Genomic DNA, 18167 nt, shown 5'->3' with positions numbered 1-18167 from the left:
CCTCTTCTCCCTCTGATGCTGGCAGCGGTCGCGATGACTGCCGAATGCAGTTTAGTCGCAGTGCGCAAGATGGCCTGGCGCGACGCGGCGAATTAAGCTTTCCGCGCGGCAAGGTGCAAACGCCTGCCTTTATGCCGGTAGGTACCTACGGCACGGTAAAAGGAATGCTGCCGCGGGATATCCATGAAATCGGTGCGGAAATCATATTAGGCAATACCTTTCACTTGATGCTGCGCCCCGGTACAGAGGTGGTAAAAGCCCACGGTGATTTGCATGACTTTATTGGTTGGGAAGGGCCGATACTGACTGACTCGGGTGGCTTTCAGGTATGGAGCTTGGGCAAGCTGCGCAAAATTAGTGAAGAGGGCGTGTCTTTCCAGTCGCCAGTCGATGGCAGCAAGGTGTACATGGATCCGGAGCGCTCAATGGAAGTGCAGCGCGAGTTGGGCTCCGATATCGTCATGATCTTCGATGAGTGCACGCCGTACCCTGCAACAGAAGCGGAAGCGCGCAGCTCTATGGAGCTGTCATTGCGCTGGGCAGGGCGCAGTAAAAGCGCCCACGAGGGCAATGATGCCGCCTTATTTGGGATCATCCAGGGTGGCATGTACCCCGAGTTGCGCCGCGAATCCCTGGCGGGTCTTCAGGACATTGGCTTTGATGGCTATGCCATCGGCGGGCTGTCGGTTGGCGAGCCCAAAGAGGAAATGCTCAAAGTCTTGGATAGTCTTGCGGATCATCTACCAGAGCAGCAGCCCCGCTACCTGATGGGCGTTGGCAAGCCCTCCGACATTCTTGAAGCCGTGATGCGCGGTGTCGACATGTTTGACTGTGTGATGCCAACCCGCAATGCCCGCAATGGCCACCTGTTCACTTCAACGGGAGTCATTAAGATTCGCAACGCGGTTCATCGCCACAGCGACCAGCCGCTCGATGCGAATTGTGACTGCTATACCTGCCAAAATTTTTCCCGAGCCTACCTTCATCATTTGGATAAATGCCGGGAAATATTGGGCGCCCAGCTCAACACCATTCATAACCTGCGGTACTATCAAAACCATATGGCGGCAATTCGCCAGGCAATAGAGCAAGGCCGCTTGGCCGAGTTTGCCGAGGAATTCTACGCAAGTCAGGATGGTAGGGCGGATGTATAAGCTGGTGTTTTTTGTCCCCGTCTCGCATTTGGAGGGGGTGAAAGACGCGGTTTTCGCTGCCGGTGCGGGGCGCCAGGGCGAGTATGAACACTGCTGTTGGCAGACGCTGGGCTATGGTCAATTCAAGCCTGGTAGCGCTGCCCAGCCGTATATCGGCGAGTCGGGGAAATTAGAGGTTGTACCCGAATATCGCGTAGAAATGGTGTGCGAGGCCTCGGCGCTTAAGAATGTGGTTCACGCCTTGCGACGTGCTCACCCATACGAAGAGCCGGCCTTTGATGTCACCGAAACAGTGGATGGCCTGTAGTGGGCCGAGAGAGTAGCTATGTTGTATGAACTGGGTGACCGTCGAGTCAAAATGCTCGGTAATGGTCACTTTGTGGCGGACAATGCATCGCTGATTGGCGATGTTGTGCTGAGCCATAATGTAAGCATTTGGTTCAATGTGGTGATCCGCGGAGACACCGAACAGATTCGCATTGGTGCTGGCAGCAATATTCAAGATGGCAGTATTCTGCACACCGACCACGGTTTTCCGATGAGTATTGGCAAGGATGTGACGGTTGGCCACAAGGTCATGTTGCACGGCTGCACGATTGGCGATGGCAGTTTAATCGGCATGAATGCAGTGGTTCTCAACGGCGCCAAAGTCGGAAAAAACTGCCTGATTGGTGCCAATGCGCTGGTGACAGAGGGTATGGAAATACCCGACGGTTCGCTCGTGATGGGAATGCCGGCGAAGGTTAAGCGCGCACTGAGCGACGTGGAGCAGGCAACCCTGGCGCTCTCGGCTCAGCATTATGTGGAGAATGGTCAGCGTTTTCTCAGCGAGTTGCGGCCCCAGAGCTTGGCGTCGGCAAAGTGTGACGGCGAGGAATTTAACGATGAGTTCTGAACCATCAGAAGCCCCAGTCAAGTCGCCCTGTGTCTCGGTGTGCGCACTGGATGAGCAAGATGTCTGTCTGGGCTGTTACCGAACGGTGGACGAAATTCGCGAGTGGTCGTCGGTAAATGATGCGCAGCGCCGAGAGATTATCCGTATGGCCAATGCGCGCTGTAAGGAACGCTACGGCTAATTGTCGGCGCTATGCGCGCCGACGGTTGCGACCTTTCGGGTAGGCTCTTACCAGCTGAATCAGGTTGCCCTTCATTTCCATAATTTCAAAGCAGTAGCCCTCAACCGTAACCCCTACCATTGCCTCTGGGAAGCTCTCCAGCGTTTCCAATAGCAGGCCGTTCAGTGTTTTAGGGCCGTCGGTGGGCAGCTCCCACTTGAGGGTTTTATTAATGTCCCGCACGGTGGTGGTGCCGTCGATCACAAATGTGCCATCGCTTTGGTGGGTGATGTCGTCGGTGTCAGTGCTGAGGTTGGACGTGAACTCGCCGACAATCTCTTCAAGCAAATCCTCTAGCGTGACAATGCCCTGCATCACGCCGTACTCGTCGACAACAATGCCCATGCGCCGCTTTTGTTTTTGAAAGTTAAATAGCTGGGTGTGCAGGGGCGTGCCTTCCGGAATGAAGTAGGGCGCGCGGAGGGCGCGTAGCAGGCGGTCGCGCTGTACTTTGCCGTGCTCATCAACGCTGTTAATGATGTCCCGCTGATGGAGAATGCCGACAACATTATCAATGTCGTTTTGATACACCGGAATGCGGGTAAACTCGGCGTCGCGCAGCTTTTCGATGATAGCCGTCGTGTCGGCTTCAATATCAATGCCGTAGACCTCATTGCGCGGGATCATAATGTCGTCCACGGTGATGAGTTCTAGGTCCAAAATATTCAGGAGCATGCCGCGGTGGTGTTTCGGGATCAGGTGGCCGGCATCGCCGACGATGGTCCGCAGCTCCTCCATACCGATGTGTTCGCTGCCGTCATTCTTCTCAACGCCCGTCATGCGCAGCACCATATGGGTGATATGGCTAACTAACCAGATTACCGGGAACAGCAGGCTGCGCAGCGGTAGCAAGATATGGCTGACGGTATAGGCCACCATTTCAGATTTATACGCGGCAATAGTCTTGGGGATGATCTCGGCAAAAATCAGGAAGACCAGGGTCAGCAAAATAGACGCGGGAACAACGGCGTTGTCGCCATAGAGACGAATCGCGAGCACGGTGGCGAGCGCAGCGGCAAGATTGTTGATGAGGTTGTTGCCGATCAATATTGTACTGATCAGGCTGTCGGGGTTTTCCAACAAGCGTGCAGCGCGCCGGGCACCGCGGTGGCCAGTTTTCACTTTGTGGCGCAGGCGGTAGCGGTTCAGGGACATCATTCCAGTTTCAGAACCGGAGAAGAAACCAGAAAAGAAGATCAGCGCGGCCAATATTCCAAATAAAAGACCCAGCGGTGCCTCGTTCAAAAAGCCCTAAACTCCCGAGAAAAAAATCAGTGCCAATCTTGAAGAAAAACCGCCTGCAGCACAAGCCGCCAGGCTCATAAGTTAGGGGCTGGTAATCAAGCTCAGGGCGATTTTGGTGCCAAGATAACCCAGTAGCAGGAAGGCGAAGGCCCACAGTGTCCAGCGAATCGCTGTGCGGCCACGCCAGCCGAGGGCGAGCCGCCCACCAATAAGCACGCCGAGCAGCAGCCATGCCATGATGGAAAACAGCGTTTTATGGGCAAGGTTCTGACCTAACAGGTCATCGACGAATACCACGCCGGTGCCAATGGCCGCCGTTAGCAGCAGGAAGCTCGCGGCAACCAGCTCAAACAACATGCTCTCCATGGTTTGCAGTGGCGGCATAAAGCTGGGCAAGCCGCGAAGCTGGTGCTGGCGCAGCATGCGGTCCTGGCTGGCCAGCACCAGCGCCTGAACGGCGGCGATGGTGAGCATGCTGTACGCCAATATTGATAAAATAATGTGGCTGTACATGCCTGCAGAGTGCTTTTCGCCAACTTGCTGACCCGGGAGAAGTAACTCCAGAGTAATGGCGAGAATGGCCAGGGGGAACAGCGCCAGCAGTAGGTTGTGTATTGGTCGGCGAAGACTGGCCCCGAGAGTGATCGCGCAAATCAGGCCGGTGAGGAGCGAAAACAGCTGCGACAGCCCCAGGTCTGCGCCCATGGGGGTGGCAATGGCGCTTACCGCTGCCACAAAATGGGCTGTAATAGCTATCGCGCCGAAGCACAGTGCGCCGCGGCTGAGTTGTTGGCCGTTGCCAAGGCGAAGGCGCCTCGCCTGCGCGCCAGTGGCAAAGAAGTATAGAAGGACTGCTATCAGGCTGCTTGCAATGTTCATGTACTCGGCTTTGCCGGATTCCCTGTCTGCGTTTTGGGTCTGGGCAGTGACTCGGTTATACTTCCGCGTCTTTCTGTCGGCCCGCTGCGTTCTATGCGTGGGCTGATTGTAAGCGTGTTCACTGCAGCCTGTCGATACGGCTTACAGTACAAGCGCATTTCCGACTTCAGAGAGTTGATGGCATGTTTGAAAATCTCACCGAACGTTTATCGCAAACCCTGCGCCATGTTACCGGTCAGGCTCGCCTTAGCGACGACAATATAAAAGATGCGATGCGCGATGTGCGCATGGCATTGCTTGAGGCTGATGTCGCGCTGCCTGTGGTGAAGGACTTTGTCGAGGCGGTGCGACAACGCGCGGTGGGTCAGGAGGTAAGCAAGAGCCTGAGCCCGGGGCAAATGTTCGTGAAAATCGTCCAGCAAGAGCTGGAACACATCATGGGCGATAAAAACGAAGGCTTGGATTTTTCCACTCAGCCGCCGGCAGTCATCCTAATGGCGGGCCTGCAGGGTGCGGGTAAAACCACCTCGGTTGGTAAGTTGGCAAAATACTTAAAGGAAAAAGAGAAGAAGAAAGTATTGGTCGTGAGTGCCGATATCTATCGGCCGGCGGCCATCAAGCAGCTGGAGACCCTGGCCGGAGATGTTGGTGTCGATTTCTTTCCGAGCACCACCGAGCAAAAAGCCGTGGATATCGGCAAGGCAGCGCTCGCCGAGGCAAAGCTGCGCTTCTACGATGTGGTGATCGTCGATACGGCGGGTCGTTTGCACGTCGACACCGACATGATGACAGAGATTCAAGAGTTGCACGCGGCGATTACGCCCACAGAGACGCTGTTCGTGGTTGACGCCATGACCGGTCAGGATGCGGCCAATACCGCCAAGGCCTTCGGCGAAGCGCTGCCGCTTACCGGGGTTATTCTCACCAAGGCCGACGCGGATAGCCGCGGTGGTGCGGCGCTTTCGGTGCGACATATTACCGGCAAGCCCATCAAATTCTTGGGGGTGGGTGAGAAAACCGACGCTCTGGACCCCTTCCACCCGGATCGTGTGGCATCACGAATTCTGGGAATGGGGGATATTCTCTCCCTGATCGACGAGGCGGAAGCCAAGCTCGATAAGCAGAAAGCCGAAAAATTGGCGAAGAAGATCAAAAAAGGGAAGAAGTTCGATCTTGAGGATCTTCGCGACCAGCTGCAGCAAATGCAAAACATGGGCGGCCTTACCGGCATGCTGGATAAGTTGCCTGGGATGGGCAATATGGCGCAGATGGCGCAAAGCCAGATCGATACCAAAATGTTTACGCGCATGGAAGCCATCATCAATTCGATGACGCCAGCCGAGCGCCGCAATCCGGATCTTCTCAATGGGTCGCGCAAGAAGCGCATCGTGGCGGGTTCCGGCACCCAGATCCAGGATCTGAACCGCCTGCTTAAACAGCACAAGCAAATGGCCAAGATGATGAAAAAAATGGGTCAAAAGGGCGGCATGACCAATATGATGCGCGGTATGGGCGGGATGATGCCCCCCGGTGGCGGTGGCCGCTTCCCCGGAATGTAGTCCGGAGCTGCCGAGAACTGCACTATAATCAAGCGCTTGCCCGCATTTTACGGTGACGGCCTGGCAGGGTGGTGGGGTGATCATCACCGCAGAGGGAAAAAAGTGTATCAGCTGTTTCAAATGCATACACTTTCCCTTATAATTCCGCGCCTTTACGGCTCCGGGTCGTTAACAGGATCAAAAATTCGCAGTAGCGGTCAACGCCGCTGCCCAAAAGCTAGGAACTGATACAAGAATGGTCACTATTCGTTTGGCACGTGGCGGCTCTAAAAAGCGCCCCTTCTACCACCTGACAGTCACTGACAGCCGCACTTCACGTGACGGTCGTTTCATTGAGCGCGTTGGGTTCTTTAACCCTGTTGCCCGTGGTAACGAAGAGCGTCTGCGTGTAGACACCGCTCGCGTTGAGCACTGGGTTGCTCAAGGCGCTCAGCTGTCTGACCGCGTTGCTAAGCTGATCAAAGAAGCACCTGCAGCCGAGTAAGCTGGGTGTCTACCTCGTCTTCACCAGTCGTCATAGCGAAAATCTCGACGGTATACGGGGTAAAAGGGTGGGTAAAGATACATTCCTTTACCGACCCGCTTGAGAATTTTCTGGATTTCTCTGACTACCAGCTGCGCAAAAAGGGCCGGTGGCAGGAGATCGAACTCGACGAATGTCGGCGTCATGGTAAGGGCATCGTAGCCCATATTAAGGGTGTCGACGACCGCGAGTTGGCTCGGGAGTATTGCGGGCTTGAGCTGGGGATTTTGGCAGAGCAGTTGCCAAGCCTGGCTGAAAATGAGTTTTACTGGCACCAATTAGTGGGTTTGAAGGTTATCGCTTCGGAGCAACTGTTGGGTGCGGTGGATCATATGATCGAAACCGGCGCCAATGATGTAATGGTGGTGCGACGGTGTGAGGGAAGCCTCGACGATCGAGAACGGTTGATCCCTTACTTGCCGGGTGATTTTGTGCAGGATATAGACCTGCAAAGCGGCACGATTACTGTCGATTGGGACCCGGAGTTCTAACGCGCAGTGAACGTGGCGCGTGATGGGGGCAGAATGGATATCGCAGTGGTAACCCTGTTCCCAGAAATGTTCGGCGCGATCAGCGATTATGGTGTCACCGGACGAGCAGTACAAAAAGGGGTGTTAAACCTTAGCTGCATCAACCCGCGGTCGTTTACTGAAGATCGCCATCAAACGGTTGATGATCGCCCCTACGGTGGCGGCCCAGGTATGGTGATGATGCCGGAACCGTTAAGCAAGGCGTTGCAGGCAGCGCGCGAAACGGTAGCCAAACCGGCGAAGACGGTGTATCTGTCGCCGCAGGGTAGAAAGTTAGATCAAAGCGGCTTGCAGGAGCTGGCGCAAGAAAATGCGTTGATTCTATTAGCCGGGCGTTATGAAGGCGTTGATGAACGCTTGATTGAACGTGAGATCGACGAAGAGTGGTCTATTGGTGACTATGTCATCAGCGGCGGCGAGCTGGCTGCGATGGTGATGATAGACGGCTTGAGTCGTTTGCTGCCGGGCGTGTTGGGCCATCAGCAGTCGGCGGAACAGGACTCCTTCGCAGAGGGATTGTTAGATTGCCCACATTACACCCGACCCGAGGTGTATGGGGAAGATGTGGTTCCAGAGGTCTTGCTTAGCGGCAATCACGGAGCCATACGACGCTGGCGCTTAAAGCAGGCGCTGGGTCGAACGTTTGTACGGCGCCCGGACTTGCTCGAATCGAGAGAGCTGAGCGACGAGGAAAACACACTGCTGGCGGAGTATCTTCGCGAGCGTAACGACTAATTGACAGCTAGCTGTGAAGCTACCAACTTTTATTTCAGGAGCATGCCATGAGCACCAACAAAATTATCGCCGAGCTGGAAGCGGAGCAGACCGCCAAAGAGCTGCCGGAATTCAGCCCCGGTGACACCGTTGTCGTTCAGGTAAAGGTTAAAGAAGGTAACCGCGAGCGTCTGCAGGCCTTTGAAGGTGTTGTTATCGCCAAGAAAAACCGCGCGTTAAACTCTTCTTTCACCGTTCGCAAGATTTCTCACGGTGTTGGCGTTGAGCGTACTTTCCAAACTTACAGCACGCTGATCGACAGCATTCAGGTTAAGCGTCGCGGTGATGTTCGCCAAGCTAAACTGTACTACTTGCGTGAGCGCAGCGGTCGTTCAGCTCGTATCAAAGAGAAGCTGGCAACCAAGTCGTAATACGGTTTTCGCATCTCCGAAAAGGCAGCCACTGGCTGCCTTTTTTGTGTCTGGCTGGTGGCGCCGTCCATTGGCGAGATAGAATCTGGCTGACGACCGAGGAGGAGTTCATGGCGCAGCAAGCCAGTGATCAGGATCAGCCAACCATAGACCGCTACATTGACGCGCTGTGGCTAGAGAAAGGGCTTAGCGATAACAGCTTGCAGTCTTACCGCCGCGACCTATACCAATGGTCCTATTGGCTCGCTCAGCGGGGCAGTGGCGTGCTGCTATGTGGTCGCGCCGATGCGCTGGATTATTTGGCCGAGCAGCGCGGCAAGGGCAAATCTGCCCGTAGTACTGCACGTTTGCTTTCTTGCCTGCGGGGGTTTTACCGTTATCAGCTGCGGGAGGGGCGCCTTCAGGAAGACCCGCTTGCTAATATTGAAGCGCCCAAGTTAGGGAGGCCGCTACCTAAATCCTTGAGTGAGGCTGATGTTGAGGCCTTGCTTGCGCAGCCCGACGACGAAATTGCGATCGAACAGCGTGACCGGGCAATGCTGGAGCTACTGTATGCTGCCGGCCTGCGAGTCAGCGAGCTGGTGAGCTTGCGGTTTTCGCAGTTGGGGCTGGAGCAGGGCGTGGTGCGAGTCACCGGCAAGGGCAACAAGGAGCGCCTGGTGCCAATGGGGGAAGAGGCTCTGTACTGCTTACAAGCGTATTTGCGTGGCGGACGGCCACAGTTGTTGGCGGATGGCGAGTCGGACGTGGTGTTCCCCAGTCGCCGGGGTCAGGTGATGACCCGACAAACGTTTTGGCACCGCGTGAAGCTCTACGCGCAGCGCGCCGGCATTCGCGCAAGTATTTCACCGCATACGCTGCGTCACGCGTTTGCCACACATCTGGTGAATCATGGTGCTGACCTGCGGGTTGTTCAGCTGCTGCTTGGTCACAGTGACTTGAGCACCACGCAGATATACACCCATGTTGCCAGAGAGCGAATGCAGGCTTTGCATCGCGCGCATCACCCGCGCGGTTGAACTTGGCGCTTTCTCTGGGTTCTCAATGGTATATGATGACCGCCTTCACACCTTCCGTACGGAGATTTTTCGTTGACTATGTATAGCCCCCGAGTATTGATTTCGCGCGCTCTATTCGCGTCAGTAATAGCTGCTTCAACTTTTTTTGGGGTGGCCTATGCCGAGCCTGCCAAGACCGCGACCTTTATTGATAAGGCGGCTGAGCAAGCGATTCGCAGTGCGTTTAAGAGTTCTCGCCCTGATTTACAGGTCAGCGGCGTAGAAAGTAGCGAGATGCCCGGGGTGTATCGCGTTGAAATGACCAATGGGCCGACGGTGTATGCGAGCGCCGACGGCAAATACATTGTTGCGGGTAAAATGTATGAGCTGACGGCGAATGGCATTGAGGATGTCGCCGAGCGCCGCTTGCAGCCCCAGCGCAAAGCCTTGCTCTCCCAAGTGCCGCGCGAAGATATGATTATATTTAGCCCGGAAGGGGAAACAAAAGGCGCGCTGTATGTATTTACCGATGTGGATTGTGGCTTCTGCCAAAAGCTGCATAAAGAGGTGCCTGCCCTGAATGCCAGTGGTATCGAAGTGCGCTATCTTGCCTATCCCCGTCAGGGTGTCGGCACGCCAACATTCAACAAAATGGTATCCGCCTGGTGCGCCGACGACCGCGTCGCGGCGATGGATGCCCTCAAGGCCCGCCGCCCCATTGCGAATAAGCAGTGCCAAACGCCGATCATTGGCCAGTATGAATTGGGTCAGCAGCTTGGCGTGACTGGGACGCCGGCGATCGTCACCGAGGACGGCGCCCTGATTCCCGGCTACCGCCCGGCTGATCAGCTGATTCCCCAAGCGCTGCGCTGAGAAATCGTCAATAAGTAGGAATAGAGGGGCTCTGGTCGTATCTCTGGCGCTTCAGCATGGCGCTAGGCCCCCATCCTGACATAAAATGGGAAGTTCGTAGCGCCGCGCTTATGTGCGGCGCGCTAATAATTGAGTTTTAAAAGGAGTGGCGGTGAGTCCGGTCAGAGTAGGTATATGTGGTCTGGGTACCGTTGGCAGCGGTACTTACGCAGTATTAACGCGCAACGCAGCGGAGATTGCTGCCCGTGTCGGTGCCGATATTGTGGTAACTGAAATTGGTGCGCGTCGCGACAACCCCAATTGTGATACGGGTGATGTGGTCATTAACCGCGACATTTTTGCCGTTGCAGAAAACCCCAATGTCGATATTTTGGTTGAGTTGATTGGCGGGACCACTGTTGCCAAGGAATTGGTATTGAAAGCCATTGCCAATGGCAAACACGTGGTGACCGCCAACAAGGCCTTGATTGCCGAGCACGGGAACGAAATTTTTGAAGCGGCTGCCCAACAGGGCGTTACGGTTGCCTTTGAAGCCGCAGTTGCCGGCGGTATTCCCATTATCAAAGCACTGCGCGAAGGCTTGGCAGGGAATAAAGTGCAGTGGCTCGCGGGCATTATCAACGGCACTGGAAACTTTATTCTCACTGAAATGCGCGACAAAGGGCGCGACTTCAACGACGTACTGGCCGAGGCTCAGGCCCTGGGCTACGCCGAGGCAGACCCGACCTTCGACGTTGAGGGCATAGATGCCGCACACAAGTTGGTGATTTTGGCGTCTCTGGCCTTTGGTATCCCGCTGCAATTTGACAAGGTATATACCGAGGGAATTAGCCGGATCGCCCAGGAAGATGTGGTCTACGCCGAAGAGCTGGGTTATCGCATCAAGCATTTGGGTATTGCCCGCGATACCGAAAAAGGCATTGAACTGCGCGTTCATCCCACACTGATTCCAGAAAAGCGCCTGATCGCGAACGTAAACGGTGTAATGAACGCCGTACTGGTGCAATCGGATGCCGTTGGTCCAACCTTGTATTACGGTGCGGGTGCCGGTAGCGAACCCACGGCATCAGCGGTTGTCGCCGATGTTGTGGATGTCGCGCGTACACTCAGCGCCGAACCACACCACCGGGTGCCTTTCCTGTCATTCCAGCGCACGTCATTGAGCGATCATCCTGTGCTGCCGATAGACGATGTGGAGACCGCCTACTACTTGCGCATGTCGGCCCTCGATAAGCCCGGCGTACTGTCCAAAGTGGCGCAGATTCTGAGCGACGACGGCATTAGCATTGAAGCGCTGATTCAAAAGCAGCCAGCCGAGGACGCGAATTTAGTTCCGGTGATTATCCTTACCAACCGCACCGTAGAGAGCAAGTTGTTTGCCGCAGTCAGCCGTATTGAAGGACTGGAAGGTATTGTTGGTGAAGTAACGCGTATTCGCGTTGAGTCACTGGCAGGCTAAGTATCGCCGCTACACTGCGCCTTCGGGCGCAGTCCCCACATTCCATGAAGAGTTAGTAACGTGAAATACATCAGCACCCGTGGCCAGGCGCCCGCCCTCAATTTTGAAGACGTACTGCTTACCGGCTTGGCGCCGGATGGCGGTCTTTACGTGCCGGAGTCCCTGCCGACCTATAGCCGCGAGCAAATTGCGGCGTGGTCGTCGTTAAGCTACACCGAGCTGGCCTTTGAAATTGTTCAGCCCTTTGTTGCGGGCAGCATTCCCGATGCCGATCTCAAAGCGATTATCGACGATAGCTATTCGGACTTCAGGCACCCGGCCGTAGCGCCACTGGTGCAGCTGGGTCAAAACGAATGGGTGTTGGAACTGTTCCAGGGGCCGACCCTGGCTTTTAAAGACTTTGCATTGCAGATGTTGGGACGCCTGCTGGATTATGTGCTGGAGAAGCGCCAGCAAAAAGTCGTTGTAATGGGCGCCACGTCAGGTGATACCGGTTCGGCGGCGATTCAGGGTGTAAAACGCTGTGAAAACGTCGACATTTTCATTCTGCATCCCTACCAACGCGTGTCGGAGGTGCAGCGCCGCCAGATGACAACGGTGCAGGGCGACAATATTCACAACATCGCTCTGAAAGGGCACTTTGATCACTGCCAGGCCATGGTGAAAGCGAGTTTTGCGGATCAGAGCTTTTTGCCTGAGGGGCGCCAGCTGGTAGCGGTGAACTCCATTAACTGGGCGCGCATCATGGCGCAGATCGTCTACTACTTCTACGCCGCTTTTGCATTGGGCGCGCCAGATCGCAAAATCAGTTTCTCTGTGCCGACGGGTAATTTTGGCGACATCTATGCCGGCTACCTCGCCAAGCAGATGGGACTGCCCATCGACCAATTGGTGGTGGCAACGAATCAAAACGACATTCTGCACCGGGTGATCAGCGGCAATCAGTTTGAAAAGCACGATTTGCAGCACACATTGTCACCCAGTATGGATATTGTCGTATCCAGCAACTTCGAACGGATGCTGTTCGACTGCTTTGACCGCGACGGTGCGGCCATTGCCGACCTGATGCAACGAATGAATACCGAGACGGTATCTCTTCCCGCCGCCGCGTTTGAGCGCGTGCGCGAACTGTTCGCCAGTGCCAGTGCCAGCGATGAAGAAACCGTGGCCACCATCGCCAGCGTCTACGACGACAGCGAGTACCTGCTCGACCCGCATTCGGCAATTGGTGTTAAAGCCGCGCGCGATTGCTGGCGCGACCGCAGCGTACCAATGGTGACGCTCGCTACTGCGCACCCAGCGAAATTCCCTGAAGCGGTAATGAAAGCCGGTTATCCCAGTGCGCCAGCGCTGCCGCATCATATGGCGGACCTTTTCGACCTTGATGAGCGTTACGAAGTGATCGACAACGACATGTCGAGCGTTCACAGCTTTATGGCAAAGAATATTCGCGCCTGAACGTGAGTCGCTTCCCGCGTATCGTTGAAAGAGTCGCCGTCGCAGATGCGACGGTGGCGCTGCCATCATTACCGCCCCTTTTGTCTCGGCTGTATGCCGCGCGCGGCGTCGTGTCCGACGAGCAGGCAAAGCTCGGTTTGGATGCCTTGCCCGCACCCACTATGAAGGGCATGGACGCGGCTGTCTCAGCGCTGGTTGAGGCAATCAGAGAGGGTAAGCGCTTGTTAGTGGTTGGCGACTTCGACTGCGACGGCGCCACCAGTACAAGCTTGGCGTTGCTCGGCTTGCGAATGTTGGGCGCCGCCGACGTCGATTTTTTGGTCCCCAATCGCTTTGAATACGGCTATGGCCTGAGCCCGGAGATTGTTGCTGTCGCAGCCGAGCGCCGCCCGGATATCATCATCACCGTCGACAATGGCATCTCCAGTATCGACGGTGTTGCCGTGGCGGCGCAGGCCGGTATTCCCGTTATCGTGACCGACCACCACCTGCCCGGCGACCAGCTGCCAGACGCACTCGCGATTGTGAACCCCAATCAACCCGGCTGTGACTTCCCAGATAAATCATTGGCTGGCGTCGGTGTGATGTTTTACGTGCTGCTTGCATTGCGGGCGGCGCTGCGAGAGCGCGGTATCTTTCGCGATGGCAAGGGGCCCAATCTTGCTGAGCTGCTCGACCTCGTGGCGCTGGGCACGGTCGCTGATGTGGTGCCGTTGAGTCAGGCAAACCGGGTGTTAGTGGAGCAGGGCTTGCGGCGAATTCGCGCCGGGCGCTGCCGTCCGGGAATTAGTGCTTTGCTCCGAGTTGCGGGGCGGGAGCCTGCGCGCTTGGTCGCCAGTGACCTCGGTTTTACCGTTGGGCCGCGTTTGAATGCGGCGGGCCGGCTGGATGATATGACGGTGGGCATTCGCTGCCTGCTGGCCGACGATGCGACGCAAGCCCTGAACTTGGCGGCCGAGCTGGATGATCTCAATCGAGAGCGTCGCAGCATAGAACAGAGCATGAAAGACGACGCCATGCGCGCATTGGCGCATTTGCAGCTAGACGCCAGTAAGGTTCCGGCGGGATTGTGTTTGTATGATCCAACGTGGCACCAGGGCGTTGTGGGGATATTGGCCTCGCGGATCAAAGAGCAGTTTCACCGTCCGGTAATCGCCTTTGCCGAGGCTGATAACGGTGAAATCAAAGGCTCGGCCCGTTCTATTCCCGGTCTGCATATGCGCGATACTTTGGACAGAGTCGCAAAACGTCACCCGCAGATGTTAAGTAAGTTTGGTGGCCACGCCATGGCGGCGGGGTTGAGCCTGGCGGAAAAAGACCTTGACGCCTTTCGAGATGCCTTTGTTGACGCCGTTCGTGAGCAGCTTAGTGACGATCAGCTCGAGGCGGTGGTTCACAGTGACGGCGAGCTGGGCCCGACAGAACTTAAACTCGAAAATGCAGAGCTGCTGCGTAGTGCCGGGCCGTGGGGTCAGGGCTTTCCCGAGCCATTGTTTCACGGTGTATTTACCCTGGTTCAGCAGCGCCTTGTCGGCGAGCGGCATTTAAAAATGACGCTCGCACCTCGCCATGACAAGCAGGCGATCATTGACGCCATTGCGTTTAATGTCGACCTCAACCTGTGGCCAGACCCGGCGGTAACGGAGGTGGAGGTGGTGTACAAGCTAGATAGCAATCTCTGGCGTGATCGCCTGTCACTGCAATTACTGGTTGAGCATCTGCGCCCCTGCGCTGGCGCATAATGCCGGCCAGCTTTCCGCCGCGCGACGCATCGGGTAAAATGCCCGCCTTTTCACGTGGTCCGGATACTATCCATGCTAGAAATTAATCCCCTGCGCAATGCCCTTAAGGATATGACTGAGCGTACCAATACGCTTAGGGGGTATCTTTGACTACGCTAACAAGAAAGAGCGCCTAACTGAGGTCGAGCTGGAGCTCGGTGATTCCGCGGTGTGGGACGACCCTGCCCGCGCCCAGGAGCTTGGCCGCGAGCGCGCCAACCTGGAAGGTGTGGTGGGCGCCATCGATGAGTTAGATGCCGGTATTGGCGACGCTTCTGAACTGCTCGATATGGCAGCGGAAGAGAACGATGAAGACACCATTGAGGCCGTGCAGGGCGATATAGAACGCCTCGAAGGGGTGCTAGCCAAATTGGAATTCCGCCGTATGTTCTCCGGTGAAATGGACCCCAATAACTGTTATTTGGATATTCAGTCGGGTTCCGGCGGCACCGAAGCCCAAGACTGGGCCAATATGGTGCTGCGCATGTATTTGCGCTGGTGCGAAGACAAAGGCTTCAAGGCAGAACTGGTTGAAGTCTCTGACGGCGAAGTGGCGGGGATCAAAAGTGCAACCATCCATATTCAGGGCGAATATGCCTTCGGTTGGCTGCGCACCGAGACCGGCGTTCACCGCCTGGTTCGCAAGTCGCCCTTTGATTCGGGCAACCGCCGCCACACATCGTTTTGTTCGGTGTTTGTGTCGCCGGAGATCGACGACAATATCGAAATTGATATCGATCCTTCGGATGTGCGCACGGATACCTACCGCGCCAGTGGTGCAGGTGGTCAGCACGTTAACAAGACCGACTCTGCGGTTCGCCTAACGCACGAGCCTACTAATACCGTTGTGCAGTGTCAGAGCGAGCGCTCCCAGCATCAAAACCGCGACAACGCTTGGAAAATGTTGAAGGCCAAGCTCTATGAAATGGAGCTGCAAAAACGCAATAGCGAGGCCCAGGCACTGGAAGACAGCAAGTCAGATATTGGCTGGGGCAGCCAGATACGCTCCTACGTGCTCGACGACCAGCGTATTAAAGACCTGCGCACCAATGTACAAACCAGCAATTGCAACAATGTGCTCGATGGCGACCTTGACCTGTTTATCGAAGCGAGCCTGAAATCTGGCTTATAAGGCCGGCACCCTAGCCAATGAGATGACGCGGCCCGATTGCGGGCCCGACCAAAGGAAACACAGATGTCTGAACAGCAGAACGACACGCAAGCCCAGGAAGCCGGGCAGGAAGAAAATCGCCTGATTGCTGAGCGCCGCGCCAAGTTGGCGGCGATTCGCGAAAAGCGCAATGCCTTTCCTAACGACTTCCGACGCGATGCCTACGCCCAGCAACTGCAAGAAGAGCTGGGTGAGCACGACAAGGCGGCGCTTGAAGCGCTGGACAGACATGCCGCGATTGCCGGTCGCATCATGGCCAAGCGTGGCCCGTTTATGGTGCTGCAAGATATGTCTGGCCGAATCCAGACCTACATCGATAAGAAAAAACTGCCTGAAGCGCTCACTGAAGAGATTAAAAGCTGGGATATCGGCGACATTATTTTTGCCAAGGGGCCGGTGCACAAATCTGGTAAGGGCGATCTGTATGTGTATATGGAAGAGGGCGGATTGCTAACCAAGTCGTTGCGTCCACTGCCCGACAAATTCCACGGCCTTCAAGACCAGGAAATGCGCTATCGGCAGCGCTATGTCGACCTGATTATGAACGAGCAGTCGCGTCGCACCTTCGCGATTCGCTCTAAGATGATCAGCTCCATCCGTAATTTTTTGCAGCAGAAAGACTTTGTCGAAGTTGAAACCCCGATGATGCAGGTGATTCCCGGTGGTGCCACTGCGCGGCCGTTTGTGACGCATCACAATGCGCTCGACCTAGATATGTACCTGCGCATTGCGCCCGAGCTTTATCTCAAGCGCTTGGTGGTTGGCGGATTCGAGCGGGTGTTTGAAATCAACCGTAACTTCCGCAATGAGGGCTTGTCGACGCGCCACAACCCCGAATTCACCATGATCGAGTTTTATCAGGCCTATGCTGACTACAAAGACTTGATGGACCTGACTGAGGCAATGTTGCGTCACGTTGCGCAGGAAGTTTTGGGCACCACGTGTTTGCACTACCAGGGCAGTGACTACGACTTTGGCAAGCCGTTCACCCGACTGTCGGTCTTTGATGCCGTGCTGCAATACAACCCGTCCATCAGCGCTGAGCAGTTAGCCGATATGGAGCAGGCCAAAGCCATTGCCAAAGGCCTTGGTATCGAGGTTAAGGACTCCTGGGGGCTGGGCAAGATCCAAATTGAGATCTTTGAAGAAACGGTTGAACACAAGCTGGATCAACCCACGTTTATTACCGAATACCCCACCGAGGTATCGCCGCTGGCCCGTCGCAGCGACGACAACCCCTTTGTGACTGACCGGTTCGAGTTTTTTGTGGGTGGTCGCGAGCTCGCCAATGGCTTCTCCGAGTTGAATGACGCAGAAGATCAAGCTGAGCGATTCATGGCGCAAGTGGCCGAAAAAGACGCCGGCGACGATGAAGCAATGCACTACGATGCTGATTATATCGCCGCCTTGGAATACGGCCTGCCACCGACCGCTGGTGAGGGGATAGGTATCGACCGACTGGTGATGCTGTTTACCGATTCGCCATCAATTCGCGACGTTTTATTGTTCCCCCACATGCGTCCGGAATCACAAGGCTAAGCCTTAGGGTGCCGGCTTGCCGGCACCAACTCCTTCCCATTGGTTGCACTTTGCGACCTGATTCTCAGCGATAACTTCAAGCTAGACAGCAACTTGCGCAGCTATGCTATAGTGTTGCCAATAAAAATTTTGGGCCTGGAGTGTGGCAATGAGTATCGAAAACGTAGATCTGTTTGACGGTTTGTCGCCAGATGAACTCAAGCTTTTGCGCGATACCAGTATTCTTCGTGAGTTTGCAAAAAACACCGTACTGATTCACGAAGGTGACGTGGCGGACTCTCTGTATGTCGTCGAAACCGGCCGTGTAAAAGTCTACTGCAGCGACAAAAGTGGTAAAGACTTTGTGCTGAATATACTTGAGTCGGGCGACTATTTTGGTGAGCTGGCCCTGCTGGACGATGATCGCCGGTCGGCGTCGGTACGTGCCATGGATGCAACGCAGGTGCGCATTATCTACAAGGAAGATTTCAAAGCCATTATGGATATGCATCCGAACATTACCCGTATCTTGAATAAGAACCTGACGCGCCGTATTCGCAAGTTGACCAATGATGTGAAAAGTCTGGCTTTGCAGGACGTCTATGGTCGCGTAGTGAAGGTGCTTACCGGATTGGCCGAGCCCCACGGTGAAGAAGGACAAATGAAAATCAACGAAAAACTCACTCAGCAAGAGATCGCCGACAGAGTGGGCTCGTCACGGGAAATGGTGGCGCGTATTCTCAAAGACCTGACCATCGG

19 protein-coding genes are annotated in these 18167 nt (G+C 55.5%); 17 read left to right on the top strand and 2 right to left on the bottom strand.

Translation table 11 applies throughout. From position 1 onward, the window contains the following. Nucleotides 1-44: 44 nt before the first annotated feature. From tgt to ABNS66_RS11565, 4 genes are read left to right on the top strand one after another with little or no spacing between them, the layout of a single operon-like run. Nucleotides 45-1154, top strand: a complete 1110-nt coding sequence (gene tgt / locus ABNS66_RS11580; protein ID WP_286695037.1) for a tRNA guanosine(34) transglycosylase Tgt — start codon at nt 45-47, stop codon at nt 1152-1154. After that, on the top strand, nt 1147-1461 hold the full coding sequence (locus ABNS66_RS11575) for an NGG1p interacting factor NIF3 (RefSeq protein WP_286694918.1): 315 nt from the start codon (nt 1147-1149) through the stop codon (nt 1459-1461). The genes tgt and ABNS66_RS11575 overlap by 8 nt, the downstream gene beginning before the upstream one ends. 18 nt (nt 1462-1479) lie before the next feature. After that, on the top strand, nt 1480-2049 hold the full coding sequence (locus ABNS66_RS11570; RefSeq protein WP_286694919.1) for a gamma carbonic anhydrase family protein: 570 nt from the start codon (nt 1480-1482) through the stop codon (nt 2047-2049). Next, on the top strand, nt 2039-2230 hold the full coding sequence (locus ABNS66_RS11565; protein ID WP_286694920.1) for a DUF1289 domain-containing protein: 192 nt from the start codon (nt 2039-2041) through the stop codon (nt 2228-2230). The genes ABNS66_RS11570 and ABNS66_RS11565 overlap by 11 nt, the downstream gene beginning before the upstream one ends. 9 nt (nt 2231-2239) lie before the next feature. Here ABNS66_RS11565 and ABNS66_RS11560 read toward each other — a convergent pair whose 3' ends face one another. Both ABNS66_RS11560 and ccsA read right to left on the bottom strand, forming a co-directional pair. Further along, the gene (locus ABNS66_RS11560) at nt 2240-3514 is read right to left on the bottom strand and encodes an HlyC/CorC family transporter (protein WP_286694921.1); all 1275 of its coding nucleotides are present in this window, start codon (nt 3512-3514) and stop codon (nt 2240-2242) included. An 81-nt stretch (nt 3515-3595) separates the two neighbouring features. Next, on the bottom strand, nt 3596-4393 hold the full coding sequence (gene ccsA, locus ABNS66_RS11555; protein ID WP_286694922.1) for a cytochrome c biogenesis protein CcsA: 798 nt from the start codon (nt 4391-4393) through the stop codon (nt 3596-3598). 182 nt (nt 4394-4575) lie between these two features. Between ccsA and ffh the strand changes: the two genes are divergently transcribed. From ffh to ABNS66_RS11490, 13 genes are all read left to right on the top strand, one after another. Beyond that, a complete protein-coding gene (gene ffh, locus ABNS66_RS11550) occupies nt 4576-5952 on the top strand; it encodes a signal recognition particle protein (protein ID WP_286694923.1) in 1377 nt (458 codons plus the stop codon). 235 nt (nt 5953-6187) lie between these two features. Next, a complete protein-coding gene (rpsP, locus tag ABNS66_RS11545) occupies nt 6188-6436 on the top strand; it encodes a 30S ribosomal protein S16 (protein WP_027872766.1) in 249 nt (82 codons plus the stop codon). A 5-nt stretch (nt 6437-6441) separates the two neighbouring features. Then, entirely contained in the window at nt 6442-6966 is a 525-nt protein-coding gene (gene rimM, locus ABNS66_RS11540) for a ribosome maturation factor RimM (protein WP_286694924.1), read from the top strand. Nucleotides 6967-6999: 33 nt separating this feature from the next. Further along, nucleotides 7000-7740, top strand: a complete 741-nt coding sequence (gene trmD / locus ABNS66_RS11535; RefSeq protein ID WP_204995700.1) for a tRNA (guanosine(37)-N1)-methyltransferase TrmD — start codon at nt 7000-7002, stop codon at nt 7738-7740. 47 nt (nt 7741-7787) lie between these two features. Continuing rightward, nucleotides 7788-8150, top strand: a complete 363-nt coding sequence (gene rplS, locus ABNS66_RS11530; protein ID WP_027872763.1) for a 50S ribosomal protein L19 — start codon at nt 7788-7790, stop codon at nt 8148-8150. A gap of 110 nt (nt 8151-8260) precedes the next feature. Then, a complete protein-coding gene (gene xerD / locus ABNS66_RS11525; protein ID WP_286837656.1) occupies nt 8261-9169 on the top strand; it encodes a site-specific tyrosine recombinase XerD in 909 nt (302 codons plus the stop codon). A 78-nt stretch (nt 9170-9247) separates the two neighbouring features. Beyond that, nucleotides 9248-10021 (top strand): DsbC family protein, encoded by a 774-nt coding sequence (locus ABNS66_RS11520; protein ID WP_286837655.1) that lies wholly within the window; start codon nt 9248-9250, stop codon nt 10019-10021. Between the two features lie 151 nt (nt 10022-10172). Continuing rightward, entirely contained in the window at nt 10173-11480 is a 1308-nt protein-coding gene (locus ABNS66_RS11515; protein WP_286837653.1) for a homoserine dehydrogenase, read from the top strand. A gap of 60 nt (nt 11481-11540) precedes the next feature. Continuing rightward, on the top strand, nt 11541-12938 hold the full coding sequence (gene thrC / locus ABNS66_RS11510) for a threonine synthase (protein WP_204995696.1): 1398 nt from the start codon (nt 11541-11543) through the stop codon (nt 12936-12938). 2 nt (nt 12939-12940) lie between these two features. Beyond that, complete coding sequence (gene recJ, locus ABNS66_RS11505; protein ID WP_286837650.1) at nt 12941-14680, top strand: single-stranded-DNA-specific exonuclease RecJ; 1740 nt, start codon at nt 12941-12943, stop codon at nt 14678-14680. 72 nt (nt 14681-14752) lie between these two features. Continuing rightward, a protein-coding gene (prfB, locus tag ABNS66_RS11500) for a peptide chain release factor 2 (RefSeq protein ID WP_286694928.1) occupies nt 14753-15851 on the top strand; the annotation gives its coding sequence in 2 pieces (ribosomal slippage) (nt 14753-14827 and nt 14829-15851; 1098 coding nt in all). 63 nt (nt 15852-15914) lie between these two features. After that, nucleotides 15915-17429, top strand: coding sequence for a lysine--tRNA ligase (gene lysS / locus ABNS66_RS11495; protein ID WP_286837649.1), 1515 nt, complete (start codon nt 15915-15917; stop codon nt 17427-17429). A 148-nt stretch (nt 17430-17577) separates the two neighbouring features. Continuing rightward, on the top strand, nt 17578-18167 hold a 590-nt coding region (locus tag ABNS66_RS11490; protein ID WP_348655329.1), incomplete at its 3' end, for a Crp/Fnr family transcriptional regulator.

Source organism: uncultured Spongiibacter sp., from assembly GCF_964011655.1.
GTDB lineage: Bacteria > Pseudomonadota > Gammaproteobacteria > Pseudomonadales > Spongiibacteraceae > Spongiibacter > Spongiibacter marinus.
Note: the sequence above shows the minus strand (reverse complement) of the source record. Positions and strands in the feature narration are given on the sequence as shown.

Bases quoted from the DNA above. Each gene is read 5' to 3' on its own strand.
- lysS (WP_286837649.1), top strand. From the start codon at position 15,915: ATGTCTGAACAGCAGAACGACACGCAAGCCCAGGAAGCCGGGCAGGAA.
- tgt (WP_286695037.1), top strand. From the start codon at position 45: ATGCAGTTTAGTCGCAGTGCGCAAGATGGCCTGGCGCGACGCGGCGAA.
- ABNS66_RS11570 (WP_286694919.1), top strand. From the start codon at position 1,480: ATGTTGTATGAACTGGGTGACCGTCGAGTCAAAATGCTCGGTAATGGT.
- rpsP (WP_027872766.1), top strand. From the start codon at position 6,188: ATGGTCACTATTCGTTTGGCACGTGGCGGCTCTAAAAAGCGCCCCTTC.
- ffh (WP_286694923.1), top strand. From the start codon at position 4,576: ATGTTTGAAAATCTCACCGAACGTTTATCGCAAACCCTGCGCCATGTT.
- ccsA (WP_286694922.1), bottom strand. From the start codon at position 4,393: ATGAACATTGCAAGCAGCCTGATAGCAGTCCTTCTATACTTCTTTGCC.
- ABNS66_RS11565 (WP_286694920.1), top strand. From the start codon at position 2,039: ATGAGTTCTGAACCATCAGAAGCCCCAGTCAAGTCGCCCTGTGTCTCG.
- ABNS66_RS11575 (WP_286694918.1), top strand. From the start codon at position 1,147: ATGTATAAGCTGGTGTTTTTTGTCCCCGTCTCGCATTTGGAGGGGGTG.
- ABNS66_RS11520 (WP_286837655.1), top strand. From the start codon at position 9,248: ATGTATAGCCCCCGAGTATTGATTTCGCGCGCTCTATTCGCGTCAGTA.
- xerD (WP_286837656.1), top strand. From the start codon at position 8,261: ATGGCGCAGCAAGCCAGTGATCAGGATCAGCCAACCATAGACCGCTAC.
- trmD (WP_204995700.1), top strand. From the start codon at position 7,000: ATGGATATCGCAGTGGTAACCCTGTTCCCAGAAATGTTCGGCGCGATC.
- rplS (WP_027872763.1), top strand. From the start codon at position 7,788: ATGAGCACCAACAAAATTATCGCCGAGCTGGAAGCGGAGCAGACCGCC.